Origin of the sequence: Paenibacillus tianmuensis, from assembly GCF_900100345.1 — a bacterium.
GTDB classification, from domain to species: Bacteria; Bacillota; Bacilli; order Paenibacillales; family NBRC-103111; genus Paenibacillus_G; species Paenibacillus_G tianmuensis.
The window spans coordinates 40,569-66,669 of the sequence record NZ_FMTT01000029.1; the positions used below are offsets into that span (position 1 = coordinate 40,569).

A 26,101-nucleotide genomic window follows, 5' to 3' on the forward strand; every position below is an offset into this window, starting at 1 on the left:
AAAAGGGACCACGTAAACTCTCCGGTATCTTTCCTGCTGCTTACGCAGACCCGACCTTCGCTATATATATCTGTTGGCGCTTTGCAATTTGTCGCGCCGGTTGTTTATACGTGAAAATCCGGCCCGGGTTTCCAAACTTCAGCGGTTTCCAGACCGATGCGCAGGCTTCATGAGCCGTGCTGCAGGTCCGTCGCCTGCGTCTAGCTGTGCAGGTTGAGGCCCGCTGCGCCGACGACGCCGGCATCGTTGCCGAGAACGGCAGGGACGATGTCCACGCCTTCTTTGGCCGTTTCCTGAGCATGCTCGTTGTAGTACTTGCGGATCGCATCGAACAGGATGTCGCCTGCCTTGGATACGCCGCCTCCCACGATAAAACGCTGCGGGTTCAGAACGACGGAAATCGCCGCCATCGATTTGCCGAGATACAGAGCGGCGCGGTTAATGATCCGCAGCGCTGTTTCATCGCCCGTTTTGGCCGCGTCAAACACGTCTTTCGCCATGATGTTCTCGACAAGCGCCAGAGACGTATGCTCGCCCCGCTCCACAGCTTCTTTGGCCATGCGGATGATGCCTGTTGCCGACGATACGGTCTCCAGACAGCCTTTCTTTCCGCAACCGCATTCGATGGCTTCGAGGTCCGGCACAACAACCATGTGGCCGAGTTCGCCGGCCATGCCGTTGTAGCCCTGGTAGATACGGCCGTGGATAATGACCCCGCCGCCTACTCCTGTGCCTAGCGTATAGCAGACGACATTCGGAATGCCCGCGCCTGCACCGCTCCATGCTTCCCCGAGCGCTGCGACGTTGGCGTCGTTATCGATTTTGACCGTTTTGCCAAGCTTCTCTTCCATAATCTTCTTGACCGGCACGTTGCGCCAGCCCAGGTTGGGCGACAGCTTGATGAAGCCTTCGGGAATGTCCATGAACCCGGCGATTCCCGCACCGATGCCGGCGACCTGCTCCCATTCGTATGGAGATTCGTCAACCAGCTTACGCACATACTGCGCGATATTTTCCAGCACTACCTCTGCGCCATGTTCGGTACCGGTCGGGCCCTCGTACGTTTGCAGCAGTTTCCCCTGCTCGTCGCACAATCCGACTTTAATCGCGGTTCCTCCCAAATCGACTCCTACATAAACACGTTCTCCCATACCTGTCGAATCACCTCGTACCCTATCCGTTATCTATAAGCTCCTGTTCCAACTATAAGCCAACCTCCCTAGAAGGTCAAGATTAGCCAAGGGGAAGCCGGAGACTCCTCCGAGAGTGTGTCGAGAAAGTGTCAATGACCGCTTTCCAGCCGCTTAATCACGGAAGAGCGCCCCGAGAAGCTTAAGACGGAACGTAATTTTTTTAGATATAGAATTTATAAGTTATCAGCGGAGCTGATTGAATTCTATATCGCAAGAAAAGCTTCCACTAAAACACGAATGTATCTTCCTCGAAATGGCTTCGATAAGAAGCTTTTCTTAACGATATAGAATTTATAAATTTTCAGCAAAGCTGAACAAATTCTATATCACAAGAAAAACTTCCGCTAAACCGCGGTCGCTCATCCATGAATAGACTTCGATAAGAAGCTTTTCTTATAAGCATGAAAAAGGCGCAGAACGCAGGGTTCCACGCCTATATGGCGTTGTTACAGGGACTTGCTCCAGTCATGCACCATATGCCCTTCCAGGAACTTCTCGCAGTCGAGCGCCGCCATACAGCCGCTGCCGGCCGCCGTAATCGCCTGGCGGTATTTGCTGTCCTGCACGTCGCCGCAGGCAAAGACGCCTTCGACGTTGGTCAGGGACGTACCCGGCTTGACCAAAATGTAACCGACTTCGTCCGTGACGATTTGCCCGCCGAGGAAGTCCGTGTTCGGTTTGTGACCGATCGACACAAAGATCCCGGCCGTTTCGATCAATTCCTCTTCACCGGTCTCGTTGTTTTTCACCTTCAAGCCAGTCACGCCCTTTTCGCCGGACATGACTTCCAGAGGTGTGAGGTTCAGGCTCCATGTAATTTTCTCGTTTTGACGCGCGCGATCCTGCATGATTTTGGAGGCACGCAGTTCGTTTCTACGGTGCACGATGCGCACTTCCGTCGCAAAACGCGTCAGGAAGCCCGCTTCCTCCATCGCCGAGTCCCCGCCGCCCACAACAATGATCTTCTTGCCGCGGAAGAAGAATCCGTCGCACGTAGCGCAAGTGCTGACGCCGCGGCCGATGCTTTCCTTCTCGTTCGTAATGCCGAGCAGCTTCGCCGAAGCGCCGGTCGAGATGATGAGCGATTCGGCTTCAATATCGCCGAGGCCTTCCACATTCAGCTTGAACGGACGCTTGGAAAGATCGACCTTGTTGACCCAGCCCGTTTTGAACTCGGCGCCGAAACGCTCCGCTTGCTTCCGCATGTTGTCCATGAGCTCCGGGCCCATGATTCCTTCCGGGAACCCCGGGAAGTTCTCGACTTCGGTGGTCGTCGTCAACTGTCCGCCCGGTTCCGGTCCTTCGATGACGAGCGGGTTCAGGTTGGCGCGGGCCAAATAAATGGCAGCCGTGAGTCCTGCCGGGCCGGTTCCGATTACGATCGATTTGTACATAGAGATTCCTCCTGTCGTTTCTTCTTGATCTCTATATTAAGATTGAGACTCCATGCCGGTCAATTTTTTGAAAATGGCGTCCATTTTCTCTTTTAAACCGCAAGCTTCGTCGATCAGCTTCGCATTCTTGCTCACCGTCGCCACCGACACCCCGTAACGCTGCGCCGCCTCGTGATAACTGATCGGACGCCGGTGCATCTTGGCCGTCAAATACTCAAGCGCAGCCGCCCAGCCTTCGACCTTGGTCATCTTGGGCACATTCGGAAACACCCGCGATAAATATTCTACCCAAAGCGTCTGCAAATCGTACTGCTGTACCATATCGTAACGCTGGGCCATATGCCGCAGCGCCGTTTCCATGATGGCCTGCCACTTGCTTTCCCATACCGGAAGCCCCGGGGAGAACGGCGAAGGCTCGACCGTCGTCGGCTTGCCGTTCAGCACGGCATTCAGCGGCTCTTTCATCCCGATGCTGCGCAGCACGAAGATAGCCACCTGCTTCAAATAGTCGTCCTCGTCCGGCAGCATAATAAATTCCGTGAGCGCATCCTTCACTTCGTCGTCCGCAATCAGACCGAACGCTTGGATCACCTGCAGCTTCGTATCTCCATCTCCATGACGCAGCGCCCAAAAGAACGACGACCGGACAAGCGGATCGCGCTTCATATGCTCCGGCAGCCCGCCCTCGGCGCGTTCCAGCCCGCGAAATTGTTCCTCGAACGGTAGATGGTAGTGATAGCTGACCGGAGGCTTTCTCGTTTCCTCCCGGTGCTTATCCAGCAAATTCAGATAGAACTTCGGGATTTCCGAGCCCGGATCGAATTTCTCCGCCTGCTTCCACTGCCGCTGAGCTTCTTCGTACCGCCCCGTATTGTAAGCGGCTACGGCTGTGTAGTGGAACAAGCAGGGATCCAGACCCGCTTCGCCCGTTTTCAACAGCCGCTTGAACAGACGGAATGCTTTCTCATGCTCGCTTAAGATCCCCATCGTTGTGGCCAGCTTAAAGACGTGGTCCTGATGAAACGGGTACGTTTTGCGCAGCACTTCGAGCAGTTCCGCCAAGCTCTCCCGGTCACCGAAATGCTGGTAGAAGATTGCCAGGTTGCAGAGCGCATGCAAATTGCCGGGCTCCATCTCCAGCACCTGCCGGATCATGTCGACCGACTTGTCGAAATGCCCCATATAATAATAGGCCAAGGCCAAGTTGTTGCGCGCGGCCATAAAATCGGAATGCTTGCTGATGATATTTTCCAAAAGTCGAACCGCTTCGGAGAACTTTCCTTCCTCCAGCATCGAGCGCGCCCGGTCGTGATCGAACAAGCCTTCCCGGCTCTTGATCGTCGACAGCTTCGCAGGGCGGTCCAGCTCGTAGCTGAGCAGTTCCATCATTTCCTCGGACTCTTCCAGAAACTGTCCGGTCAGATCGTTCTCAAGGTAATGAATAATCGCTTTTTCCGCTGATTCGTAATTTTCCATGTTAGCAAAATTGTTCGCCATATAGAAGTAACATTCCGTCATCGTCGGATCGATCCGGTCCAGTACGTGCTGCAAAATGCGGTTGGATTCCTCGTAATTTCCCATCTCGGACAGCAGCCCGGCCAAGTTGCAGTGATTGACCGGGTTTTCCGGTTCGTACTCAGCCGCACGACGAAAATATTTCAATGCCTTATCGTAATGATAACGGTCCAAGGACTGAACGGCTTTTTCGAAAAAGAACGTGGCGTCCATTTTCATCGGTACGACATTGGTGCTGGGTTTCGGCAGCACACGTTTTTTCTTCTCCATAATTCAGGCACCTCCGTGACCCGTCCGGAATTACATGAGAAACCCGCCTGTGCATTTCAGAGCTTCATTTCTACATCGCCGGAGTAATAATGATTCCTAAGTATAACACAATCCGGCCCAAAACCGTAAGGTTTCGACAGCCGGAGTCGTGTGGTAATAATTTATTATACGCCGCCGTATTTGAACAGCGAGCTAAGCGAACCGCCGGATATGATGATATTGATCGCGTCCGAAAGCAGATGGGCAACCGAGAGCACCCGGAATCGGCTGGGATGGTTGTCCGGAATGGCGATGGAATCCGTAATGACGACTTCCTTAATGTTCGGATGATCCAGTCGCTGCAAGGCCGGGCCGGAGAATACCGGGTGCGTCGCACAGACATAAGCGTCGTGAGCCCCGCGTTCCTTCAGGCCTTCCACGACGTTGACGATGGTCGAGCCGGTATCGATCAGATCCTCAATGATGATCGGCGTACGGCCGGCTACATCCCCGATAACATGCGTAATGACCGCTTCGTTGTGAGCCGGTCTTTTCTTGATCATCATCGCAAACGGCGCATCGAGAATGTTCGCCATCTTCTCGGCTGTCGTCGCGCGTCCCGCATCCGGAGAGACGATGATCGGGTTTTGGATATTAAGCTTTTTAATGTAATCGCTAACCAAGTCCAGCGCCGTCAAATGGTCCACAGGGATGTTGAAGAAGCCTTGAATCGCCGGGGCATGCAGATCAATCGTGATGACGCGGTCCGCACCCGCTGCCGTCAGCAGGTCCGCCACCAGCTTGGCCGAGATCGGTTCCCGAGGCGCGGCTTTGCGCTCTTGACGGGAATAACCATAGTAAGGAACGACAAGGTTGATCGTTCTCGCTGAAGCCCGCTTGGCAGCATCCATCATGACGAGAAGCTCCATGAAATTCTCGTTGATCGGATGAGAGAACGTTTGCACCAGAAAGACGTCGCAGTTCCGAATGCTTTCTTCGTAGAGACAGTAAATCTCCCCGCTCTTGAATCGGGAAAGCTTGATTTTGCCGAGCGGCGCTTTCAACTCTTCGCATATGCGCTCCGCCAGTTTCGGGTTGGACGAACCCGAGAAAATCTTCATTTTGTCGCTGTACATGGTTACCTCCGCTTTTGCTTATGTTACAATGGGTCATTTGACGTTGAATGGACCTTTTCAAAAAGGCTCCGGTTGGCAGGTTTACACAATATTTAAAATGCCCACGTCCCCATTATACATGAAATGAAGCGAATCCAATAGGCACCATGGCGCGTTTCCTGCTTTTAAATGTGGCTAATTCGTTAAATCCTGCCTTCCGCAGCAGGGCGGTCGCTTGGTCAAGGTACTGAGCGAGCCGGTCCGGCTGGTGCGCGTCCGAGCCTAGTGTCACAGGAATTCCCAGCTCGCGGGCGTGCTTCAGCACACGGAGGCTTGGGAACATCTCCTCTACCGGCATGCGCAAGCCCGATGCGTTCAGCTCGATGGCCATACCTGCCTCCCGAACAGCGTCCAGCGCCTGACGTTCCAAGTGCTCCACGCTCTGCTCCGGTTTGAAGCCGAACCGCTTGATCACGTCGATATGCCCGATGTAGTCGTAGAAGCCGGTCCGGCATGCTTTGCAAACGGCGTCGTAATATTGCACGTAGACCTCGTAGGCGTCCCGCTCCTTCCAGCCGTCCGTCTGCCGGTAATCGGTAATGTCCCATTCCCCGAGAAAATGAACGGACCCGATCACATAATCCCACGGATACGCTTTAATGATCCGCTCGATTTCCGCTTCATAGCCTTCGATATAATCGCCTTCGAGTCCGACCCGGATATCGATCTGATCTTTGTATTTATGCTGCAAATGCAGCGCTTCTTCCACATAGCTCGGCAGTTCGTCCATCGGCATAGCCATGCCCGGGTAATAAGAAGCCGGGTCCACATGCAGCAAGGGCATGTGATCGGACAGCCCCAGTTGGTCCAGTCCGATCTCAATGCCCTTCAGCACGTACTCCTCCAGCTCTCCCGACGCATGCCCGCACCGCACATGGTGCGTATGATAATCGATGCGCATCGAGCGAATTCTCCTTTTAGGCGACGGAGGGCGGCATGGTCACCAGCCTGCCCCTTCTTCGCCGCCGTTATTTTTTGTGTCGGCGGTCCAGCTCGCGCATAACCTCATCGAGCGGCAGCTTCGCTTCGCGCAGCAGCACCATCAGGTGGAAAATAAGGTCGCTCGCTTCGTACCTCAGCTCGTCGTTGTCGCGGTTTTTCGCCGCAATGATGACCTCGGCCGTTTCCTCGCCGACTTTTTTCAATATTTTATCGATGCCTTTTTCAAACAGATACGTCGTATACGCGCCTTCCGGCCGTTCCGCGTCGCGCTGCGCGATCACCGACTCCAGTCGGCCGAGCATGGCAAAACGGTCCGCAGACTTCGATTCTGCCGCAGCTTCCCCGCCATCCGCCAAAGCTCCGAGCTTCATTTCGTTGTAGAAGCAGCTGTAGCGGCCGGTATGACAAGCCGGCCCTGCTTGATCCACAAGCACCAGCAGTGTGTCGCCGTCGCAATCGTACTTCAAAGCCTTAACCTTCTGCACATGGCCGGACGTCGCGCCCTTATGCCACAGCTCGCTGCGCGAACGGCTCCAAAACCACGTTTCGTCCGATTCCAGCGTTAGCTTCAGCGACTCCCGGTTCATATAGGCCATCATCAGCACATCTTTGCTTGCCGCATCCTGCACGATGGCCGGCACGAGGCCGTTCGCGTCCCATTTGATCGCCGCCGTTAACTCCTCTAAGGTTCCTACCGTTTGCCCGCTCACCGGACCTCCACTCCTTTATGCCTGAGGTCGTCCTTAACCTCTTCGATCGTCATCTCTTTATAGTGAAAAATGGTAGCGGCCAGTCCTGCGTCCGCCTTGCCTTCCGCAAACACGTCGTAGAAGTGCTCCTTCTTGCCCGCTCCGCCGGAGGCGATGACCGGGATTGATACGAGCTCCGAAACCGCCCGCGTGAGCCGCAGGTCGAACCCGTCCTTCGTGCCGTCCGCATCCATACTCGTCAGCAAAATTTCACCGGCGCCGAGGTCTTCGATCCGCTTGGCCCATTCGAGCGCCCGGATGCCCGTGCCGTTCCGCCCGCCGTGGGTGAACACTTCCCATTCGTTCCACTCCGGATTGTACCGGGCATCGATCGCGACGACGATGCACTGCGAGCCGAAGCGGCGCGCGCCGTCGGATACAAGCTGAGGATTGCGGACCGCAGCCGTGTTGATCCCGATTTTGTCCGCGCCCGCCCGCAGCAGCCGTTTCATGTCGTCCACGCTCGAGATTCCGCCGCCGACCGTGAACGGAATCGTGATTTGACCAGCCGTCTGCTGCACGACGTTGACCATCGTCGCCCGTCCCTCATGGGAGGCGGAGATGTCCAGGAACACCAGTTCGTCGGCTCCTTCGCGATCGTAGATCGATGCGAGCTCGACCGGATCGCCGGCATCGCGCAAATTGACAAAGTTGACTCCTTTGACGACCCGCCCGTCCTTCACGTCAAGACAAGGGATGATCCGTTTGGCCAGCATAAGACGTCCTCCTTTCTGCCTTTACACCCGTCCGTGCGCTTCCTCCAGCTTGATGCTGCCGGTGTACAGCGCCTTGCCGACGATGGCGCCGCCTACGCCGTCCGCCGCATGCTTCGCCAGCCGCTCCAAATCCTCGTAACGGCTTACGCCGCCGGAAGCGATCACCGACTGCCCCGATACCTTCGCCAAATGGACGATTGCTTCCACGTTCGGACCGCCCATCATACCGTCGCGCGAAATATCCGTAAAAATAAACGTTTTCGCGCCTTCCTTCGCCAGCTCTGCGGCAAGCTCATCCGCTTTGACTGCGGACGTTTCCAGCCAGCCGCGGGTCGCCACATATCCGTCCCGGGCATCGATGCCGATGGCGACTTTGTCCCCGTGCTTCTGAAGCACCCGGTTGACGAACTCGCGGTTTTCGATGGCCGCCGTGCCGAGAATGATACGCGAAACGCCGAGCGATAAAATATGATCCACGTCCGCTTCCGTGCGCAAGCCGCCTCCGAGCTGAACCGGAACGTTAACGGCTTTGGCGATATCGCCGACCAGCTTGTCGTTGACCGGATAGCCCGCCTTCGCTCCGTCCAGATCGACGAGATGAATCCATTTGGCTCCTTGCGCTTCCCAAGCTTTGGCGACCTCCAGCGGATTTTCGTTATACACGGTTTCCTGATTGTAATCTCCTTGGATCAAGCGCACGCACTTGCCCCCGCGAATGTCGATAGCGGGATAAATGATGAATGAAGACATGAAAACGTTCCTCCAACCTTGAAAATATGAATCGCACCGGCCGTTTGGAAACCCGGCGAGCCGGAGCCAAGCACACGGCCTGTCTATTTACGCGTACACAGCGCAAGAAAATTGCCGAGCAGCTTCATGCCGACGCTGCCGCTTTTTTCGGGGTGAAATTGCATCCCAAATACGTTATTGCGGCCGACGATGGCCGTCACCTGCTGATAGTAATCCGTTACCGCCAGCAGATCACCCGGCTGCTCCGGCTTCACATGAAACGAGTGAACGAAGTACACATGCCCCTCTTCTACCTCTTCAAACAGCGGGCTTGCCTGCCGGAATTCGAGTTTGTTCCACCCCATGTGAGGCACCTTGTAATCGCCGCGGAAGCGGACGACGTCTCCGGGCAGCAGGTTCAGCCCCTCATGCAGACCATGCTCCTCGCTGCGGCTAAACAGGAGCTGCAAGCCCAAGCAGATGCCAAGCAGCGGCTTACCGCTGTCCGCATAACGCTTCACGGCCGCATCCAGCTTCGATTCGCGCAGGTGGTCCATCGCATCGCCGAACGCCCCGACGCCGGGAAGAATGGCTCCTTCCGCCTGAAGCAGCTCCTGCTCGTCCGAAACGATCACGCCGCGGTAGCCAAGCCGTTCCACCGCCGAAGCGACGCTGTGCAGGTTGCCCATGCCGTAATCGATGATGGCGATCATGGATTACAGGACCCCTTTCGTCGACGGCACGCCCTGTACGCGGGGATCGATGCTCGTCGCCTCGTCGAGCGCCCGTCCGAGCGCCTTGAATACCGCTTCGACCATATGGTGCGTGTTATGCCCGTAGTGCACGATGACATGCAGCGTAATCCGCGCCTCCAGCGCAAATTTCCACAAAAATTCATGCACCAGCTCCGTCGTAAAGCTGCCGACCGTCGCCGACGGATATTGGGCCCGATACTCCAGATGCGGCCGGTTGCTGATATCGATCGCCACCTGTGCCAGCGCTTCGTCCATCGGGATGAATACGTTCGCGTAACGCTTGATTCCCCTCTTGTCGCCAAGCGCCTCGCGCAGCGTCTGTCCGAGGCAGATGCCGATATCCTCGACCGTATGATGATCGTCGATATCGACATCGCCTTTGGCGTCCACTTTCAAATCGAACTGTCCATGCTTTGTGAACAGATCGAGCATATGATTCAAGAACGGCACATCCGTTTCGATCTCGGATACGCCGGTACCGTCCACGTTAAATGCGAGCCGGATGTCCGTCTCGTTCGTTTTACGCGCGATTTCGGCCTGTCGCCCGGCCCCTTGCTGGTTTTGCTCAGCCACGCTGGTCCCCTTCTTTCTTCAAACGAATTTCGATGGCCCGCGCATGCGCGTCCAGTCCTTCGTGACGGGCCAGCGTTATAATCTTCTCCCCATCGCGCAGCAACGCTTCCTTGCTGTAATAGATGACGCTCGACTTTTTCAGAAAATCGTCGACGTTCAGCGGCGACGAGAACCGTGCCGTGCCATTCGTCGGCAGCACGTGGTTCGGTCCCGCAAAATAGTCGCCCACCGGCTCCGAGCTGTAAGGCCCGAGGAAAATCGCCCCGGCATTCTCGATCCGGCTCAAATAATCGAACGGCTCACGCACGATGATTTCTAAATGCTCCGGCGCCAGCCGGTTCACGGCGCGGACGCCTTCCTCGAGGTTGCCCACGGTCAAAATCGCGCCGTAATCGCGAATCGATTGCGCGGCAATGTCGCGGCGCGGCAGTTCACTTAACTGGCGGTCTACCTCCAGGCGAACCGCTTCAGCCAGCTCCTGCGACGGCGTGATGAGAATGGCCGAGGCCATCTCGTCGTGCTCGGCCTGCGACAGCAGGTCCGCCGCCACATAGGCGGCGTCCGCCGTTTCGTCCGCCAGAACGACGATCTCGCTCGGCCCGGCGATGCTGTCGATGTCCACCGCGCCGAATACGCTGCGCTTCGCCAGCGCGACGTAGATGTTGCCGGGGCCGACGATTTTGTCCGCCGCCGGAATCGATTCCGTCCCATACGCCAGCGCAGCTACCGCCTGCGCGCCGCCGACGCGGTAGATTTCGCGCACGCCCGCTTCCGCGGCTGCAACGAGAATATGCGGGTTGATGCCCTCCACCCCGGCCGTAGCCGGAGGCGTCACCATCACGATTTCGGGCACGCCCGCAACCTGTGCCGGGATCGCGTTCATCAGCACCGACGACGGATACGCCGCCTTGCCGCCGGGCACATACAGCCCGACCCTACGCAGCGGGCGGATCACTTGGCCGAGAATGCTGCCGTCGACTTGCAGGTCCATCCACGAGTTGCGCATTTGCTTCTCATGGAAGCGGCGCACGTTTGCCGCCGCTTCACGCAGCGCCGCCAAGAAGCTCTCGTCCACCTGCGTATAGGCGACTTCAATCTCTTCCGGCGCAACGCGCAGCTCCTCGACTTTGACCCCGTCAAACAGCTGTGCGAACTTGCGCAGTGCGGTATCCCCGTTCCGGCGCACCTCTTCGATGATGCGCTGTACACTCTCGTTTTGCTCGGGCGTGCCGTATTCGACCTCACGCTGCAGCGAAAATTCCGATGCGGGCATCACTCTCATGACCGCGGCCTCCTTTGATGTATGCGAATTCTGTTTCTCTTTCCTTCAATATAATCGGCCTATGAAGCTATACCGTTGCCGTCACAGCGGCAATGACCGGCTGCAGCCGGTCACAGAGCGCCTGAATAGCGTCGTTTTTCATCCGGTAGCTGACGCGGTTGGCAATGAGCCGGCTTGTAATCGCAAAAATTTGCTCATGCTCGGCCAGCCCGTTTTCCCGGATCGTGCTGCCGGTCTCCACCATATCGACGATCCGGTCGGCCAGACCGATCAGCGGGGCCAGCTCGATCGAGCCGTTCAGCTTGATGACCTCCACCTGCTGTCCTTGCTCCCGAAAATATTGCGAAGCCACATTCGGATATTTCGTCGCCACCCGCGGGTTGAGCACCGGCTGCCAATCCGGCAGCCCGATGACGGACATGCGGCAGCGCGCAATTCCGAGATCCAGCAGCTCGTATACGTCCCGGTTCTCCTCCATCAGCACGTCTTTGCCGACGACGCCGATATCCGCCACGCCGTATTCGACGTAGGTTGGCACATCGACCGGCTTCGCCATAATGAATTCCATCCGCGCCTCCGGCACGGCAATAATCAGCTTGCGCGAATCGTCCGTCTCCTCGGGGATGGCGAGCCCCGCTTCGCGGAACAGCTTGGAAGCCTGCTTATAAATACGCCCTTTGGGCATTGCCACCTTCAATAAGTCCTGCATGCACTACCCCTCCTTACTCCGTAAACGATATGATGTCGCCATAGCGGGAGCCGTGCACTTGCAGCACGCCGTCTGCTTGCCGTACCACATTCAGTCCTTGTTGTCCGTCTTCTAGAAGACGCGTCTCCGCAATAAAGCCTTCTCGCGAGCGGTACTCCCTTGCCTTAGCCAACGCTTTGGCCCGATGAGGCTCCTTGTAGACGATCAGCACACGCTGCGGGGCTTCTTCCGTTTTGCTTTTACCGATCACTTCCAAGATCCGGTTCGTCTTCAGCCCGAAACCCGTCGCCGGCGCCGGACGCCCGAACTGCGCCAGCAGGTTGTCGTACCGTCCCCCGCTGCATACGGGAAAGCCCAGATCCGCAGCGTAGCCTTCGAACGTCATTCCCGTATAGTACGAGAAATCGCCGATCATCGTCAGATCGATCAGCACATGCTCGCAGACGCCATACGCTTCCAGCACGTCCCAGATTTCGCACAGATGCGCAATCGCATGCTGTGCGACGGGGTCTTTTGTCACCTGCCGCGCCTGATTGCAGATTTCCCGCCCGCCGCGCAGCCGGAGAATGCCTTCCAACTCCTGCTGCACTTCGCGAGGAAGGCCAAGCGACTTGATCGTCTCCCGGTAGCCGACGTGATCGCGGCTGAGCAGACACGCTTTCAGCGCGGTCTGTGCATCCTGACGTTGCTGCAGCATCTCTTGGAACAAGCCGTTGAGGAAGCCCACATGGCCGAGGGCGATCTTGAACTGCTGCACACCCGCTGCTTGCAAGCAAGCGATGGCCAAGGCGATTACCTCGGCATCGGCTTCGCTGGAAGCATCGCCTATGAGCTCCACGCCCGTCTGGAAAAACTCCGCATCCCGTCCCGCCTCGGCTTCGAACGCCCGAAATACGTTCGCTTGATACGAGAGCCGCAGCGGAAACGGATGCTCCTTGAGCAGCGAGGAAGCAACCCGGGCGATCGGCGCCGTCATATCGGAACGCATCACAAGCGTCGTACCGTTCCGGTCCAGCAGCTTGAACAGCTTTTTGTCCTCCGTCGAGCTGGCGACCCCAACGGTATCGTAATACTCCAGAGTAGGAGTAATAATTTCTCTATAGCCCCAGCGCTCCATGCACTGCATGACTTTATATTCGATGCGGCGGAGCTTGGCCGCCGCTTCGGGGAGGTAATCTTTTACGCCTGTTGGCTTTTCAAACACCTTCGGTTTGGACACCGTCTTCACCCTGCTATCTTTAATTTTGCTTTAGTGCGCTACCATGCTACCAAAATAAAGAATGTAATCGTAAGTTTATCACGGGAGCGCTTGATTCGTCAATGATCCGCTTGCATGGAGCCGGTTGCACGAATAAAGGCAAGAGCATATAATAAACAATACAAAGGAGCAACGGCGGCTACCGTTCTCCCTTGGTACAATAACCGCTTCAAAGGCGGTTGGCTGAATAAGGAATGATCGTGAAATAGACCGTGTTCCCTGTGTAATGGGCGGTCTATTTCTTTTTGTTTTGGATAAGAGCGACAATGATGTTAACTATCAGCGTGAGCAGCGCAATAAGCAGCATCCCGAAGCCGATCATTAAAGTCAGCGTGTCCTTAGCCTCCACAGGCATCTCCTCCCTTCCGGGAGATTAGCCGACCGCCCTTGCAAGCCTTTTTATTGTACAAGCCGTATTATAGAGCAAATTGTTAACTTTTGCAAAATGTTAAATTTGCAATAGATAAAACGTGCCCACTCATCTATCCTGCTCCGTCATGCGCACATCCTCCCGGATCACCTGAAGCGGATTCCCCGCCACAAAGCTGTACGGCGCAACATCCTTATGCACGACCGAGCCCGCGCCCACGACCGCATGATCGCCAATCGTCACCCCGGGCAAAATCGTCGTATTCGCTCCGATCATCACATGCGACCCGATTTTCACCCGCCCGAGTCGGTATTCCTTGATCAAATACTCATGCGTCAAAATCGTCGAATTGTAACCGATAATCGTATTGTCTCCGACCTCGATCTTCTCCGGAAAAAAAACATCCACCATCACCATTAACGCAAAGGAGGCATGCTCCCCTACCTTCATCCCAAGCACGTGGCGGTAAATCCACCGTTTCATTGGCAAGGAGGGCGCATACCTGGATATTTGGATAAAAATAAAATTGCGGACCGCCTTGAAACGGCTGATCGTCTTATAAACCTGCCACAGCGAGTTCGGCCCTTCCACCGGATATTTGTCCGTGTTTCTCAAGCGCTACTTCCCCTCGATCCCGACAATCGGCACAATATCGCGCATATCCTGAATGATATGGGTCGGGTTATACTGTTTCAAATATTCGGTCCCTTTCAGCGACCAAGCGACCGCTACCGACGGAATGCCCGCATTGTGCGCCGCTTCGATATCATAGTGGCTGTCGCCGACCATCAGCGCGGACGAGAGATCGCCGCCGAGCTCCCGAACCGCTTTATGAATCCCTTCCGGGTCCGGCTTCGCTTTCCCGACATCGTCCACCGTTACGACCGTGCTGAAGTAGTCGTACAGCCCCGTCAGCTTCAGCCCCATTTCCGTCGTCTGCCGGATTTTGCTTGTCACCACGCCCAGCTTGACGCCGGCGGCATGGAGCTTGGCCAGCGTCTCGCGAACATAAGGAAATTCCCGCACCAGTTCGTCGTGATGCGCAATGTTAAACGTCCGGTACTTTTGCACCAAATCGTCCACCTGCTCCCGTCCGGAGAAGAACACCATCTGCTCGATCAACGGTCGTCCCATGTTCGGCACAATGTGTTCCCGAGTTACCGGCTCTGCAGTTATTCCCTCAAACGTATGCAAGAACGACTGAATAATCAGCTCGTTCGTATCGACAATCGTTCCATCCAGATCAAATAACACCGTTTGTATCATACTGCTACTCCTTTGCCTTTATGTCTGCTTCCTTGGTGCCATTCGGCCGAGTGTCTGCATCGCCGGCTTTGCTCGCTTCCTCCGGGGCTTGTCCGATCCGTACAATCGGAGCGCTATAGCGCTCCGAAGCTGCGCCCGTCCGGCGGCGAACGATGATCAGCACAAACGCGGCCAGCACGATCAGCACCGCCAGAAGCTGCGAAATCCGCACATTGCCTCCGTAGGTCATGAATCCGGGCTCGAAGCCGAAAGCTGTCATCGGCGACCACATGCCGTTCATCAGCGCGGCCAGCCAGCTTGGTCCCGTAAAATCGAGACTGTCCGTCCGCAGGCCTTCTACGAAAAACCGCCCGATCGAATACCAGATAAAATAACTGAAGAAGAGCTCTCCCGCCCGCAAAAACGAACGCCGACGCAGCACGAACAGCAGAAGGAGTCCCGCGACGTTCCAAAGCGACTCATATAAAAACGTCGGATGGTAATACTGGCCTTCAATAAGCATTTGATTGACGATCCAATCCGGCAGATGCAGGTTGTTCCTGAGGAACGATTCAGCTACCACCCCGCCGTGCGCTTCCTGATTAATAAAATTGCCCCAACGCCCGATCGCTTGTCCGATGATTAGGCCAGGCGCGCAGATATCGGCAATGCGCCAGAACGAGTAGCCTTTCCGCCGCACGTAAATGACTGCCGCGATAATGGCGCCGATCAACGCTCCGTAGATAGCAATACCGCCTTCCCAAACGGCAAAGACTTTCCACAGATTATCTTGGTAATCCTCCCATTTGAAAGCGACATAGTAAATTCTTGCGCCAACGATCGCCGACGGTACCCCGATCAGCACCAGATCCATGAAGAAGTCCGGGGACATGCGGAACCGTTTCCCTTCTCGAATCGCGAGCAGCAGACCGACCAGCGCCGCCGTCCCTAAGATGATGCCGTACCAACGGACGCTTAACGGACCGATGGAAAAAGCAATCGGATTAATCGCGAGAAACATGCTTGTGACTCCTTCCTTATACCAAAAATTGTCCGCCCCTCCATTCGGGGCCTCCCCTTACAAATCGTCCATGTCCTCGGCCAGCGACTCGGTCAATTTATTCGTAAACTGCAGGGCGGCGTTATAACCCATCCGTTTCAAGCGGTAGTTCATCGCCGCAACTTCAATAATAACCGCCAAGTTTCGTCCCGGCCGAACCGGAATCGTCACGAGCGGTATGTTCGTATCAATAATCTGCGTCGTTTCCTCGTCCAGGCCGAGCCGGTCGTACTGCTTGTCCTGCTGCCATGTCTCCAGTTTGACGACCACAGATATTTTCTTCTCGGTACGCACCGCACCGGCGCCGAACAGCGTCATGACGTTAATAATTCCGATGCCGCGGATTTCAAGCAGGTGCCGAATTAATTCGGGCGCGTTGCCGATCAACTGATGGTCGGCCGTTTGACGGATTTCGACCGCATCGTCCGCGATCAGCCGGTGTCCCCGCTTCACCAGCTCCAACGCCGTTTCGCTTTTGCCGATCCCGCTGGACCCGGAAATCAGCATGCCGATACCATATACGTCGACCAGCACCCCATGAATCGTCGTGGTAGGGGCAAGCCGGTTTTCCAGAAAATTCGTTACGCGGCTGGCCAAAATCGTCGTCGCCATCGCTGTCCGAACAACCGTGATTTGATGGTCGTTCGCCGCCGCCAGCAGCTCGATCGGCGCGTCCATCCCGCGGCTGATAATAATGCAAGGCGTTTCCTCCGGCGCGCACAGCCGGTGCATCCGGTCCATCCGCTCCTCCGATGACAACCCGTCGAAAAACGTCAGCTCCGTTTTGCCGAGAATTTGGACCCGGTCCGTCGGATGGAATTCGTAATATCCAGCCATCTCAAGCCCGGGACGGTACAAATCCGCCGTGACGATCGGACGCTTCAGTCCCTCTTCGCCGCAAATAATTTCCAGATGGAACTCTCTCACCAAATCCGATACTTTCACTTTTTTCGGCATCGTGATCTTTCTCCTTTATATCCCAATATCCTCATCCTAAAGGAATCAGCCTCATAAATCAACCGGAAGAGGCCGTACGAAGCCCTCTCACCTGCTGGACGAACCGGTCCAGCGCAAGCGTCCCCGCCCGCTCCTCGCCCTGAATCAGCGACAACAAACGGGTCAGCCGCTGTCCGCGAATTCGCAGCTCCTTCAGTTCCTCCGTCGCAACCATTCGTCCTACAGTCCAGCGCGACAATACAGCAATGCCCAGTCCCGCCGCAACCGTCTCCTTGACGCCTTGTGTGCTGCTCAACACGTAAGCCCGCTGCACCCGCAGTCCCCACTCGCGGATCAGCCGGTCGCTGTAGGCCCGGGTACCGGAGCCGACCTCGCGGAAGATCCAGACTTGATCCTGCAAAGCCTCCGGCGTCACTTCCCGGTACGCCACAAGCGGATGGCCTGCCGGGACGGCCACGATCATTTCGTCCTCCATGAACGTCTCCGAACGAATCCCCGGCCGCTGCAGCTCTCCTTCGACCAGCCCGACCTCCAGCTCGTGCGCCTGCACAAGCCGCTCGATTTCATCCGTATTGCCGACGGTGACCTGTACCTCCACCCCCGGATACAGCCGTGCGTAGCTCGCCAGCAACTTGGGCAGAAGAAACTCTCCGATCGTGAAGCTTGCCCCGACGCTCAAACTGCCGGAGACGACCTGGTTCAGCCTGTCGATCTCATGCTTCGCCGTCTCGTATTGCAGCAGTATCGCCTTCGCTTGACGATACAAGATTTCCCCCGCCTCCGTCAGCTTCACCCGCTTCGATGAACGATGAAGCAGCTTCGCCCCGAACTCGTTTTCCAAGCTGCGGATATGCATGCTGACTCCCGGCTGAGACAAATGCAGCAGCTCTGCGGCACGTGAAAAATGCTGCAGCTCCGCTACCGTCACAAACACTTTTAATTGCTCGATGCTCATGAATTCCCCACTCCCCAGTTCTTCGTACAGCCGCGCTGTCCGGACGAACCCTTCATTCGTAGAGGCTACGCCTAGCATATCGCGATTTTCATTCCAATGCCAGCCGCAGCAAAAAAGGCCAGCCCGTCAGGACTGACCTTTTATTCTGTTCGATACGCATTAAGCGTTCAGCAATATGGAATTCGTCGTATCTTTATCGAAGAAGTGAACTTTGTTCATATCCACAGCAAGCTTTACGCCGGAGCCTTCTTTGGCGTTCGAACGGCCGTCTACACGAACCACGGCGATTTGGCTGCCGATTCCGCTGAGGTGCAAGAGCATTTCATGACCAAGGTTCTCCGCTACTTCGACATGAGCGTTGATGATCGTGTTCGGAGAAGCTTCCATAAAGATCGCTTCTTCGTGGAAATCTTCCGGACGTACGCCCAGTACGACTTCCTTGCCGACATAACCTTTCTCGCGGAGGATTTTGGCTTTGCCTTCCGTTACTTCGACATTAAAGCCCGATGCTTTAAAGTACAAGCTGCCGCCTTGCTCAGCGAATGCGCCATGCACGAAGTTCATAGACGGGGAACCGATAAAGCCCGCTACGAACATGTTCACCGGATAGTTGTAGATCTCCTCCGGAGATGCCGCTTGTTGAATGATACCTTTATCCATAACGACGATCCGGTCGCCCATCGTCATCGCTTCCGTTTGGTCATGCGTTACGTAGATCGTCGTCGTTTCGAGACGTTTAACGAGCTTTGTGATTTCAGCGCGCATTTGTACGCGCAGCTTCGCGTCCAAGTTGGACAGCGGTTCGTCCATCAGGAACACTTGCGGCTCACGGACAATCGCCCGGCCCAAGGCAACACGCTGACGCTGACCGCCGGAGAGCGCCTTCGGCTTACGGTCGAGCAAGTGCTCGATATCGAGAATTTTGGCCGCTTCGCGCACGCGAGCGTCGATGTCGGTTTTTTTGAATTTACGCAGCTTCAAGCCGAATGCCATGTTTTGATATACGTTCATGTGGGGATACAAAGCGTAGGATTGGAATACCATCGCAATATCGCGGTCTTTCGGAGCGACGTCGTTCACGAGACGATCGCCGATATACAGCTCGCCTTCCGTGATTTCCTCCAACCCGGCGATCATCCGCAGCGTCGTGGATTTACCGCAACCGGAAGCGCCTACCAGAACCAGAAATTCCTTGTCCTGAATATCAAGATGGAAGTCTTTTACCGTTGCTTCTTCTGCGCCCGGATATTTTTTGACGATGTGGTTCAAACGTACACCTGCCATGATTGATTCCCCCTACGAATTAGTATCGTGTTCATTGTTTAAATCATACCGTAACAAGGCGTATCATGACTATGCACAATCTTCACAAAAAAATTACTTTCTTTTCGTTACTTTGTACAATAGCATGGCAATCTTCACAAGCACGGCGTTGTTGAACGTTCGCACGTCCAATCCCGTCTCCTGCTTGAATTTGTCCAAGCGGTACAACAGCGTATTGCGGTGAATATACAGCTTCTTGGCCGTCTCACTGACGTTGCAGTCCAACTGGAAAAACTGTTCGAGCGTCGTCATCGTCTCCGCATCGAACGCCACATCGAGCCGTTTCAGCACGTTCTCGAGAAAGCTCACCTTCTCCGCTTCCGGCACCAAATGCACCAGCCTTTCCAGCTGGAGCTCCCATGGCATATGCATATTGCTGCCCACGTGATACGTGCGTCCCAGCATCATCGTCTCCCTGAGCTGAAGCACCGCGGCATACAACGACTTCGCCGGCATAATCGGGTAGTGGATGGCCAGATGGCATTCGCCTACCCATTCATTCTCGAGCATTTCGTGCAAGCCGTAGCCGATGGCAGCAAGCCGGTCTTCCAGCGTTTCGCCATCCGAGTCTTCCTTATCGTCGCCAGCGTCCATCGACAATATTTTTTCCGAGCCGAGAATGAGCCATTCCTTATCCGTCAGAGGAATCAGAGTCATATCCGCATCGAAGAACGATTCCAGCAGCTTCTTCAGCTCCCGGTCGTGCGCCCGCCGCGAGGTGGTGTAGTCCCCATACAACAAAAGCGGAATTTTTTTGGAGTAGAGCGACAGCTGCGACACCAGGGAATCGGGCATCTCGGCCTGCGCCAAGCCAAGCTCCTGCTGTGTGCGAAGCCAGTCGCGCACCATCCCTGCTTTGCGCTCCTCCTCGCTGACGAGCGCCAGAGGCTTTATATCTTGCGTTTTGCGGCTTTCCAGCGTAAGCTCCACGAGACGCCGCTCCACAGGGGATACGGCATCTGCTTGTATGCTCAGAAGCAGCACATCCTGCTCTTCTTTTTGCGCCAAAAAAAGAAGCCTGCCCTCTTTGATCAAGCTTCCGCCTTCGGACCCCGGCTCTGCTTTATGCTTCTTTGCTTCGCGCCGCCACGCTTCCCAGGCCCATCTGGTGGTTTGAACCGGAGTATTCAGTATGGCTTCAAGCTGCTCCCTCACTTGTTCCCAATCCATCTCCTCGCTCCCAACCTTAATATCTGTATTCAAAATAACTAGTTACCGCCTATTGTATCACAATCGGGCCTAGGAGCCGCAAGAAAAGAAACTGCTTTAGGACGTAAATCATTAATCGTGTTTAGCTGCGGATAAGAGATTAAGATACGGTAATAATAAAAATGAATTTTCCACCCTCATCCATTCCTAATCTGCAAGAGGAAGGAGGCCTGCACCATTCCCGAGCTGCTTTATGGCTACACCACTGTCTCGCTGGAACTGCCTTCGGGCAGGACGTACGATACATTGACGTACGGACTCGAAGCTTTAGAGACGTCTCCCGAATTGTCCCAAAACCGGATTCGCGAAGCTTTGGCAACGCCTATCGGGGCAAAGAGACTCCGTGAGCTTGCCAAGGGGACAAGCCGGGTCGTCGTTCTGATCAGCGATGGTACCCGTTTGTGCCCTACCAGGCTGCTCTTGCCTCCGCTGCTAGAAGAGCTGAACGCGGCTGGCCTTCGTGACGATCAGGTCGATATTGTCGTGGCGCTGGGCGCCCATCGCAAGCACACGCCCGATGAACTGAAGCGGCTGGTCGGCGCTGAAATTTACGAGAGAGTCCGCGTGCATAATCATTCGGCCGCATCGGAGGATTGTGTTTATATGGGGACAACGTCGCTCGGCACCCCGGTCGAGATCAACCGCATGGTCGCCGAGACGCCGCTGCGCATTGCGACGGGCAATATCGAGCCTCATGCGATGGTGGGCATTTCTGGAGGCGTTAAAGCGCTCGTACCCGGGGTGGCATCCAAACGTACGATTGAAAGCCATCATGCGTTGTCGTTAACGTACACGGCTGTCCCCGGCGACCCGTATAATCCGCTGCACCTTGATTTGGAGGAAGCCGAGCGGTTCGTCCCTCTCCAATTCCTGCTTAATGTGATCGTCGACCACAATCGTCATGTGCTGAAAGCCGTAGCCGGACAGACCGCGGAAGCTCATCGGAAGGGAGCCGAATTTGCCGCCGGCTGGTTTACCCGGCAGGTAGCCGAGTTGTACGATGTCGTCGTCGTATCGGCCGGAGGAGCTCCGAAAGATTTGCAAATGTATCAAGCTTTAAAATCACTCCGCAATGCCGCTGCTTTCGTAAAGCCGGGAGGCTCCCTGCTTCTTGTGGCGGAGTGTCCCGAAGGGATGGGAAACGGCTTATTTCAGCATTGGATCGAAACGATGGGCGATCGCCGGAAGATGACGGACAAACTGCGTGAACGATTCGTCCTGGGTGCCCACAAAATCTTGCATGTGGAAGAAGTGCTGCGCCGCGCCCGGGTGTTTGTCCGTTCCTCATTGCCCCGTCACTTGGTTGAATTGCTAGGCTTTTATCCGGTCGACGATTTGAGCGCGACAACCCAAGCTCTGCTGCAAGACCCCGGTGCGAAGCTGGCTCTCATGCCGTTCGGCTCGCTAACCTATCCGCGACATCAGCGCTAACAGAACGGAGGAAGATTCGTATGAACTGGATCGGCTGGCCCTTGGCACGCGTCGTCTTTTTGTTCGTAGGCATCGCTTTCTTGGCCATTTGGATACAAGTGACCATCTCACATTACCGCCAAAACTTTCACCATAAAGCCATGTGGGTTCCCGTCGTCTCTGCCCCTATATTCAGCCTGCTTGCCGTATCGCTTGCCTATTACCGACTGGATTGGCTGCTTTACCTTTTTTCCTATCTTATGTGGTTCGGTGTTGTTGCAGGCGGCATCGGGTTTTACTTTCATTTCCACGGGGTAGGCGTTCGCGTCGGCGGCTATACGATGCGCAACTTTCTTGTCGGTCCTCCTGTCGTGCTACCGGTCTTGTTCAGTGCGCTGAGCGTCCTTGGACTACTCGCCTATTATTGGAGGTAATGCGATGAAAAAGCTTACACGGTACCCTTCCTATGATGTCATGCACGAAAAAGATACTTGGGACGATCATACCCAGCGAATCGTGCTTTCCCGGCTGCACACTACCGGCGATTATGTGTTCCTGACGACCGTCGAAGCCGAACATTTGCGAGCCTGGTGCTCTCTTTTAGTCGATGACGAACGACCGGAAATCATTCAGTTCGTATTGGATCATATCGACCGGACGCTGGCGGGCGGACAAGAAAGTCAGCGTAAAAGCGGCGAGCCTGAGGCGGCCGTGCTGGTGCGCGAAGGACTTCATGCCCTGGATACCGCATGTCAAACGATCCATACCGAGCGCTTCTTTCATCTTCAACCGAAGCAGAAAAAACAGCTCATGCTCGATGTCAGCCGTAATCAAGCGGTGCCTCTCGAAGTGTGGCAGCACGTGCCGCAGGCCGCGTTGTTCAAGAAACTGCTGAACCTCACTGTCGAGGCTTATTATTCTCATCCTGAAATATGGTCGGAGATCGGATACGGAGGTCCCGCTTATCCCCGCGGCTATGTACGTATGCATCCGGGGCAGCTTGATCCATGGGAGCCTAAGGAGGAGAAAAAACAGCATGAAGCGTAAATATGAGGGCGAAACGGTCGATGTCGTCATTGTCGGAGCCGGAGCTGCCGGCGGCGTATTGGCCAAAGAGCTGAGCGAAGCCGGCATGAGCGTCGTCGTGCTGGAAGCCGGACCGTTTCGGGACCCGCAGCGCGATCTGGCCAGCGATGAGCTCGCCATGCAGAGTCTGGGCTGGCAGGAGGCACGTATTGTGGATGGTCATGACCCACTGCAAATGGGCCATAACAATTCCGGCTGGGGGGTTGGCGGGGGAACGACGCATTTTACCGGAGTCTTTTTGCGTTTTCATGAAAGCGATTTTCGAACGAAAACGCTCGACGGCGTCGGGGAGGATTGGCCGATCGAATATTCCGATCTCGAGCCCTACTATACGAAGATCGAGAAGGAAATCGCCGTCTCGGGCCCAAAATATTTCCCTTGGGGCGAGTTTCACGGCCCCTATCCTTATCCTGAACGCGATCCGATCAGCCCGAACGCGCAGGTATTTGCCAGAGGCTGCGAAAAGCTCGGCATTCGCTGGGTCGTCAGCCCGCTTGCCATTTTGTCCGCGCCCTTCGAAGGGCGCCCGCCTTGCATCAACCGCGGGTTTTGCAACCAAGGCTGTATGCCGAACGCCAAGTTCAGCACCCTGATTGTCCATATTCCCAAAGCGATTGAAGCCGGTGCGGAAGTGCTGGCCGATTGCAGGGTCACCCAAGTAAATACGGACGCCAGCGGCCGGGCCACGGGAGTGACGTTTGTTCATAACGATGTGACCTGTGAGCAGCGGGCGCGGTTGGTCATTTTGTCCACGTACGTCGTGGAAACCCCTAGGCTGCTCCTGAATTCAGCCAACAGCCGGTTTCCAAACGGACTCGCCAACAGCAGCGGATGGGTCGGGAAAGCATTCATGACCCACAGCAGTCACGATGTCTATGCGCGATTCGAGGAGGAGGTCCGCCTGTATAAAGGAACCCCCGTACTTGCAACGACGCAGGACTTTTACACCACTTCCCCCGAACGCGATTTTGCCCGCGGCTATACGCTGCACGCCCACGGGGTCCGGCCCGTGAGCTTTGCCAGTGGGATTACCCAATCGGGTAAGAACGGTCCGGTTTGGGGGACACGTTTGCGGGAAGCGGTACTCGACTACAATTATTTCGGCCGAGTCACGTTAGTTGGGGAAGTGCTCCCGAACCCGGATAACGCCATTACCTTGAGCGATGAAAAGGATGCTTTCAACATGCCTCGCGCGAAAGTCACCTTCAGCTATGGAGAAAACGACAATCGGCTTATCCGGCACGCGATCGGAACGATGAGCGAAATTTTAAGCGCCGCGGGAGGCAAGCCCGAATTCGTCGTCCCCGATACGGCGCATTTGATGGGAGGCTGCCGTATGGGCAACGATCCCGATACGTCCGTCGTGAATTCCTATGGGCAAACGCACGATATTCCGAACCTGTTTATATGTGACGCCAGTATTTTCGTGACGTCCGGAGGCGGCAATCCGACCAATACGGTGATGGCGCTAGCGGCCCGCACTGCTGATTATATCAAGGCGACTATAAAGCGAATGGAGTTGTGACTATACCCTGCCCATCCTTTACGGTAAAATAAACACATGCCGTGTTTACAAGTAAGAAGGAGGGAGAACCGTTGGCTATAGTCGAAGTAACCGTCATTCCCATCGGAACCGAAACGACCAGCTTAAGTGGGTATGTTGCCGATCTGCACCGCCTGCTGGAACAAGCCCCGGAACCGATTCAATTCCAAATGACGCCGATGAGCACCATCATCGAAGGAGAATTATCAGATTTATTTCAAGTGCTTCAGCGGCTGCACGAAGCCCCGTTCCAACATGGAGCCAAACGCGTGTCCACATCGATCAAAATCGATGACCGTCGGGACAAAAACGCTTCAATGGACCAGAAGCTTCGCTCCGTCCGCGACAAACTTCAATCGTAAAGTAAAATATGTAAGTACAATGCAAAAAAGAGACCCCTTGAGGTCTCTTTACTTGCCACCTAAATGATGAGCCATGTAGGACTCGAACCTACGACACCCTGATTAAAAGTCAGGTGCTCTACCAACTGAGCTAATGGCTCGTAAAAGTAACTGGTGGAGGCTGATGGATTCGAACCACCGAACTCGTCAGAGAACAGATTTACAGTCTGCTGCGTTTGGCCACTTCGCTAAGCCTCCGTGTAATGGCTGTAAGGCCTATGGTGGCTCGGGACGGAATCGAACCGCCGACACGAGGATTTTCAGTCCTCTGCTCTACCGACTGAGCTACCGAGCCTTATGTATGCGGTTAGCTTGTCCCTTAAAGTTCAAGCTTATCCTATCCGATAAGATAAATCATGGCGGAGCCGACGGGATTCGAACCCGCGGTCTCCTGCGTGACAGGCAGGCATGTTAGGCCTCTACACCACGGCTCCACACTATAATATTAAAACAACTGGTGCCGCCGAGAGGACTTGAACCCCCAACCTACTGATTACAAGTCAGTTGCTCTACCAATTGAGCTACAGCGGCATATGGTGGAGGCTGACGGGATCGAACCGCCGACCCTCTGCTTGTAAGGCAGATGCTCTCCCAGCTGAGCTAAGCCTCCATAGAACGAAAATGAATGATAGCGGCAGAGGGGATCGAACCCCCGACCTTACGGGTATGAACCGTACGCTCTAGCCAGCTGAGCTACGCCGCCAAATATAAAACGGAGAGAGAGGGATTCGAACCCTCGCACCACTTACGCAGTCTAACCCCTTAGCAGAGGGTCCCCTTGAGCCACTTGGGTATCTCTCCAAGCTAAAACATTCAAGACTTGCGTCCTGAAAACTGGAACGAAACAAAGCGTTTCGATATATCTTTTCTCGCTCCGTTGACTGCGTCAAAAGTCGCTCCTAAAAGATATATCTTCACTGATATCTAAACCTTAGTTGCTTCCGAAGCAGCTTTCCATCGGAAAGCTTGTAGGATAAGCCCTCGACCGATTAGTATTCGTCAGCTGCACACGTTGCCGCGCTTCCACCCCGAACCTATCAACCTCGTCGTCTACAAGGGGTCTTACATACTGGGAAATCTCATCTTGAGGGGGGCTTCACGCTTAGATGCTTTCAGCGCTTATCCCTTCCGTACTTAGCTATCCAGCCGTGCTCCTGGCGGAACAACTGGTACACCAGCGGTACGTCCATCCCGGTCCTCTCGTACTAAGGACAGCTCCTCTCAAATTTCCTACGCCCGCGACAGATAGGGACCGAACTGTCTCACGACGTTCTGAACCCAGCTCGCGTACCGCTTTAATGGG

At 55.4% G+C, this 26,101-nt stretch carries 26 protein-coding genes, 8 tRNA genes and 1 rRNA gene; 5 read left to right on the forward strand and 30 right to left on the reverse strand.

Annotated elements, in window-relative coordinates; all coding sequences use genetic code 11:
• Positions 1-200: 200 nt before the first annotated feature.
• The 21 genes from BLO51_RS18145 to BLO51_RS18240 form a co-directional block, all read right to left on the reverse strand.
• Positions 201-1,151, reverse strand: a complete 951-nt coding sequence (locus BLO51_RS18145) for an ROK family glucokinase (protein WP_090674131.1) — start codon at positions 1,149-1,151, stop codon at positions 201-203.
• A 488-nt stretch (positions 1,152-1,639) separates the two neighbouring features.
• Positions 1,640-2,587: a thioredoxin-disulfide reductase gene (trxB, locus tag BLO51_RS18150; RefSeq protein ID WP_090674133.1), complete on the reverse strand. Its 948-nt coding sequence runs from the start codon at positions 2,585-2,587 to the stop codon at positions 1,640-1,642.
• Positions 2,588-2,623: 36 nt separating this feature from the next.
• Positions 2,624-4,372, reverse strand: a complete 1,749-nt coding sequence (locus BLO51_RS18155) for a tetratricopeptide repeat protein (RefSeq protein WP_090674134.1) — start codon at positions 4,370-4,372, stop codon at positions 2,624-2,626.
• 164 nt (positions 4,373-4,536) lie between these two features.
• Positions 4,537-5,487 (reverse strand): ribose-phosphate diphosphokinase, encoded by a 951-nt coding sequence (locus BLO51_RS18160; protein WP_090674136.1) that lies wholly within the window; start codon positions 5,485-5,487, stop codon positions 4,537-4,539.
• A 112-nt stretch (positions 5,488-5,599) separates the two neighbouring features.
• A complete protein-coding gene (gene hisJ, locus BLO51_RS18165) occupies positions 5,600-6,427 on the reverse strand; it encodes a histidinol-phosphatase HisJ (RefSeq protein ID WP_090674138.1) in 828 nt (275 codons plus the stop codon).
• A gap of 67 nt (positions 6,428-6,494) precedes the next feature.
• Positions 6,495-7,178, reverse strand: coding sequence for a bifunctional phosphoribosyl-AMP cyclohydrolase/phosphoribosyl-ATP diphosphatase HisIE (gene hisIE / locus BLO51_RS18170; RefSeq protein WP_090674139.1), 684 nt, complete (start codon positions 7,176-7,178; stop codon positions 6,495-6,497).
• A complete protein-coding gene (gene hisF, locus BLO51_RS18175; RefSeq protein WP_090674141.1) occupies positions 7,175-7,933 on the reverse strand; it encodes an imidazole glycerol phosphate synthase subunit HisF in 759 nt (252 codons plus the stop codon). The genes hisIE and hisF overlap by 4 nt, the downstream gene beginning before the upstream one ends.
• A gap of 21 nt (positions 7,934-7,954) precedes the next feature.
• Positions 7,955-8,683, reverse strand: coding sequence for a 1-(5-phosphoribosyl)-5-[(5-phosphoribosylamino)methylideneamino]imidazole-4-carboxamide isomerase (gene hisA, locus BLO51_RS18180; RefSeq protein WP_090674143.1), 729 nt, complete (start codon positions 8,681-8,683; stop codon positions 7,955-7,957).
• Positions 8,684-8,766: 83 nt separating this feature from the next.
• Positions 8,767-9,375, reverse strand: coding sequence for an imidazole glycerol phosphate synthase subunit HisH (gene hisH, locus BLO51_RS18185; protein ID WP_090674144.1), 609 nt, complete (start codon positions 9,373-9,375; stop codon positions 8,767-8,769).
• 3 nt (positions 9,376-9,378) lie between these two features.
• Positions 9,379-9,990 (reverse strand): imidazoleglycerol-phosphate dehydratase HisB, encoded by a 612-nt coding sequence (gene hisB / locus BLO51_RS18190; protein ID WP_090674146.1) that lies wholly within the window; start codon positions 9,988-9,990, stop codon positions 9,379-9,381.
• Positions 9,983-11,272, reverse strand: coding sequence for a histidinol dehydrogenase (hisD, locus tag BLO51_RS18195; RefSeq protein WP_090674147.1), 1,290 nt, complete (start codon positions 11,270-11,272; stop codon positions 9,983-9,985). Before hisD ends, hisB begins: the two co-directional genes overlap by 8 nt.
• A 67-nt stretch (positions 11,273-11,339) precedes the next feature.
• Entirely contained in the window at positions 11,340-11,981 is a 642-nt protein-coding gene (gene hisG / locus BLO51_RS18200; protein WP_090674149.1) for an ATP phosphoribosyltransferase, read from the reverse strand.
• Between the two features lie 13 nt (positions 11,982-11,994).
• Positions 11,995-13,200 (reverse strand): ATP phosphoribosyltransferase regulatory subunit, encoded by a 1,206-nt coding sequence (locus BLO51_RS18205; RefSeq protein WP_090674151.1) that lies wholly within the window; start codon positions 13,198-13,200, stop codon positions 11,995-11,997.
• 274 nt (positions 13,201-13,474) lie between these two features.
• The gene (locus tag BLO51_RS30435) at positions 13,475-13,594 is read right to left on the reverse strand and encodes a putative holin-like toxin (RefSeq protein WP_245719726.1); all 120 of its coding nucleotides are present in this window, start codon (positions 13,592-13,594) and stop codon (positions 13,475-13,477) included.
• Between the two features lie 123 nt (positions 13,595-13,717).
• On the reverse strand, positions 13,718-14,224 hold the full coding sequence (locus BLO51_RS18210; RefSeq protein WP_090674153.1) for an acyltransferase: 507 nt from the start codon (positions 14,222-14,224) through the stop codon (positions 13,718-13,720).
• Positions 14,225-14,227: 3 nt separating this feature from the next.
• Positions 14,228-14,875 carry a pyrophosphatase PpaX gene (ppaX, locus tag BLO51_RS18215; RefSeq protein WP_090674154.1) on the reverse strand — a complete coding sequence of 216 codons (648 nt, stop codon included), beginning with the start codon at positions 14,873-14,875 and terminating at the stop codon, positions 14,228-14,230.
• Between the two features lie 4 nt (positions 14,876-14,879).
• Entirely contained in the window at positions 14,880-15,875 is a 996-nt protein-coding gene (gene lgt, locus BLO51_RS18220) for a prolipoprotein diacylglyceryl transferase (protein WP_090674155.1), read from the reverse strand.
• Between the two features lie 57 nt (positions 15,876-15,932).
• Positions 15,933-16,871: an HPr(Ser) kinase/phosphatase gene (gene hprK / locus BLO51_RS18225; protein WP_090674156.1), complete on the reverse strand. Its 939-nt coding sequence runs from the start codon at positions 16,869-16,871 to the stop codon at positions 15,933-15,935.
• A gap of 58 nt (positions 16,872-16,929) precedes the next feature.
• Entirely contained in the window at positions 16,930-17,826 is an 897-nt protein-coding gene (locus BLO51_RS18230) for a LysR family transcriptional regulator (protein WP_090674158.1), read from the reverse strand.
• Positions 17,827-17,985: 159 nt separating this feature from the next.
• Positions 17,986-19,110, reverse strand: coding sequence for an ABC transporter ATP-binding protein (locus tag BLO51_RS18235; protein ID WP_090674159.1), 1,125 nt, complete (start codon positions 19,108-19,110; stop codon positions 17,986-17,988).
• A 93-nt stretch (positions 19,111-19,203) separates the two neighbouring features.
• Positions 19,204-20,319, reverse strand: a complete 1,116-nt coding sequence (locus tag BLO51_RS18240) for a PucR family transcriptional regulator (protein WP_090674161.1) — start codon at positions 20,317-20,319, stop codon at positions 19,204-19,206.
• A 225-nt stretch (positions 20,320-20,544) separates the two neighbouring features.
• Here BLO51_RS18240 and BLO51_RS18245 point away from each other — a divergent pair, with 225 nt between their 5' ends.
• The 5 genes from BLO51_RS18245 to BLO51_RS18265 all read left to right on the forward strand — a co-directional run bounded on the left by BLO51_RS18245 (position 20,545) and on the right by BLO51_RS18265 (position 24,759).
• Complete coding sequence (locus BLO51_RS18245; protein ID WP_281180387.1) at positions 20,545-21,789, forward strand: nickel-dependent lactate racemase family protein; 1,245 nt, start codon at positions 20,545-20,547, stop codon at positions 21,787-21,789.
• A gap of 20 nt (positions 21,790-21,809) precedes the next feature.
• Positions 21,810-22,202 carry a hypothetical protein gene (locus BLO51_RS18250; protein WP_090674165.1) on the forward strand — a complete coding sequence of 131 codons (393 nt, stop codon included), beginning with the start codon at positions 21,810-21,812 and terminating at the stop codon, positions 22,200-22,202.
• Between the two features lie 4 nt (positions 22,203-22,206).
• Positions 22,207-22,815 carry a gluconate 2-dehydrogenase subunit 3 family protein gene (locus tag BLO51_RS18255; RefSeq protein WP_090674167.1) on the forward strand — a complete coding sequence of 203 codons (609 nt, stop codon included), beginning with the start codon at positions 22,207-22,209 and terminating at the stop codon, positions 22,813-22,815.
• Complete coding sequence (locus BLO51_RS18260) at positions 22,805-24,379, forward strand: GMC family oxidoreductase (protein WP_090674168.1); 1,575 nt, start codon at positions 22,805-22,807, stop codon at positions 24,377-24,379. The genes BLO51_RS18255 and BLO51_RS18260 overlap by 11 nt, the downstream gene beginning before the upstream one ends.
• Positions 24,380-24,450: 71 nt before the next feature.
• Positions 24,451-24,759: an MTH1187 family thiamine-binding protein gene (locus tag BLO51_RS18265; protein ID WP_090674170.1), complete on the forward strand. Its 309-nt coding sequence runs from the start codon at positions 24,451-24,453 to the stop codon at positions 24,757-24,759.
• 67 nt (positions 24,760-24,826) lie between these two features.
• Here the strand turns inward: BLO51_RS18265 and BLO51_RS18270 are convergent.
• The 9 genes from BLO51_RS18270 to BLO51_RS18310 all read right to left on the reverse strand — a co-directional run.
• Positions 24,827-24,899 (reverse strand) — tRNA-Lys (locus BLO51_RS18270).
• An 11-nt stretch (positions 24,900-24,910) separates the two neighbouring features.
• A tRNA-Tyr gene (locus tag BLO51_RS18275) sits at positions 24,911-24,996 on the reverse strand.
• 21 nt (positions 24,997-25,017) lie between these two features.
• A tRNA-Phe gene (locus BLO51_RS18280) sits at positions 25,018-25,093 on the reverse strand.
• Between the two features lie 62 nt (positions 25,094-25,155).
• Positions 25,156-25,232: transfer RNA gene (locus BLO51_RS18285), tRNA-Asp, on the reverse strand.
• 21 nt (positions 25,233-25,253) lie between these two features.
• Positions 25,254-25,329: transfer RNA gene (locus BLO51_RS18290), tRNA-Thr, on the reverse strand.
• A gap of 3 nt (positions 25,330-25,332) precedes the next feature.
• A tRNA-Val gene (locus BLO51_RS18295) sits at positions 25,333-25,408 on the reverse strand.
• Positions 25,409-25,427: 19 nt separating this feature from the next.
• Positions 25,428-25,501 (reverse strand) — tRNA-Met (locus BLO51_RS18300).
• Between the two features lie 10 nt (positions 25,502-25,511).
• Positions 25,512-25,599: transfer RNA gene (locus BLO51_RS18305), tRNA-Ser, on the reverse strand.
• Between the two features lie 168 nt (positions 25,600-25,767).
• Positions 25,768-26,101 (reverse strand): 23S ribosomal RNA (locus BLO51_RS18310); the annotation flags it as partial.